Origin of the sequence: Lysinibacillus antri (assembly GCF_003977595.1) — a bacterium.
GTDB classification, from domain to species: domain Bacteria; phylum Bacillota; class Bacilli; order Bacillales_A; family Planococcaceae; genus Ureibacillus; species Ureibacillus antri.
The window spans coordinates 1-1,696 of sequence record NZ_RYYR01000061.1; the positions used below are offsets into that span (position 1 = coordinate 1).

The window sequence follows — 1,696 nt, forward strand, 5'->3', positions numbered from 1 at the left end:
CGATAGAATTTATTACCGATGTTTTTTACCGTGAAATTCACATTGAAGTTGTCTTGATTAAGCGGCTGCCAGTTTACGAAAATATCATGTACGCCGTATCCGATACGTCTTCTCGTTTCGACTTTCGGCGCAGCGCCCGTTTTATACTCTTTAGACTGAGCATAGCGACCTAACCAACCGATCTCTAAATTCGGTTCAACAAATTTATACGAAACACCGGTACTCCATTGACGACCTTGCGGAATAACATTCAGCGGATCATTAGAAAGCGCAAAGTCCGCTTTCGGATCGGCATACGCCACACCGGCGGTTAATTTTAATGCGTTCCATTGATAATCCAACTCGGCTTCATAACCTTTCGTTTTTAAGGTTCCCGCATTGCTAATGATACTGTTGGTCGTTTGATAGAAGTTTTTAACTCTTTGCTCGAACACGCTGCCTTTTAAATTAAAATCGGCATATTTCCATTCAAAACCGACTTCCGCCAAACGTACGTCTTCGGTTTTCAATTTAGGATCGATAAAACGTAAGCCTCTGGCTTTATCTAATGAACCGCGGTTATCGGTTATGGTATTTGCCGAAGCTAAAATAGGGCTGCGACTTGCATAATTTAATTTAGCATTCAAAGCAAAATTCGGTGTAATGTCCCAAATCAATCCGAAACTCGGATTTAATCTTTTATCGGATACCGATTTATTACCGGCAAGCGGTTTACCGTTTTTATCCACTTTACCCGCTGTATCCAAATCATAGTAATCATAACGTAACCCTGTGGTTAAGGTCAGCACTTTACCTAAAGACCAAATCCCTTCGGCATATAATCCGTATTCGAATTTTTGTTCGCCTTTAATATTGCCGAACGAATTCTGACTACCTGTCTGCTCTTTACGCAGATTCACACCATATTTAAACAGATGCTCTCCGCCAAATTCGCTGGTAAAGCCTAAATTAGCCCCCGTTGTTTTGGTTTTAGAACTACGTTGATAACCGGTTAATTTATTTTGCTGATAATCTTCTCGCTTATCCGTCCCTAAAATATGGAACACATTCGCTTTAACGTCTCGAGCAAAGCCGATGTCTTTCGCATCATACTCAAGGTTGTAGGTACGTTTGGTCGTGTTCGCATTTACCGGGCGGCTATTAAAAATCATCTCGAAACGATCTTGTCCCGCACCATAAAACGACTCTTGACGGAAACTTAAGCCGATACGCTGTTTATCGGTAATATCATAGCCGAATTTCGCCAAATAATTACCTTGACGACGAGCGGTATTATTCACTACTCGGCTATTTTTATTCACCGCATCCGAATAACCTTTACCCGCCTTATAGTTTTTATCGTCTCCCCAACTGCCTAATAGCAATACATCCAGATTATTCGCTTGTCCATAGAGTGAAAGCGAATCGTTAATGCCGCGATTACTGTTATATTCGGAACCGATACGCGCACCGAATGATCTGCCGTCTTTCAATAAATCTTTTGCCGATACCGTTTCCGCACGGATTACACCGTCCGTTATACCGATACCGGCACTGGCGGAACCGGCGCCCTTATCGATTTTAATCGATTTCACCATAGACGGATCCAGTTGGAAACGACCTTGGTGATACCACTGTTGAGTATTTGTCGAAGTATTATCGACAATCATACCGATACGATCTTGTCCTGATCCGCGAATCGAAATGTATTGTGCGG

1 protein-coding gene is annotated in these 1,696 nt (G+C 42.3%); it reads right to left on the reverse strand.

Annotated features, from left to right (window positions below):
* Positions 1–1,696, reverse strand: a 1,696-nt coding sequence (locus EK386_RS20685) for a TonB-dependent receptor domain-containing protein (protein WP_179966073.1), incomplete at both ends; no start/stop codon positions are given.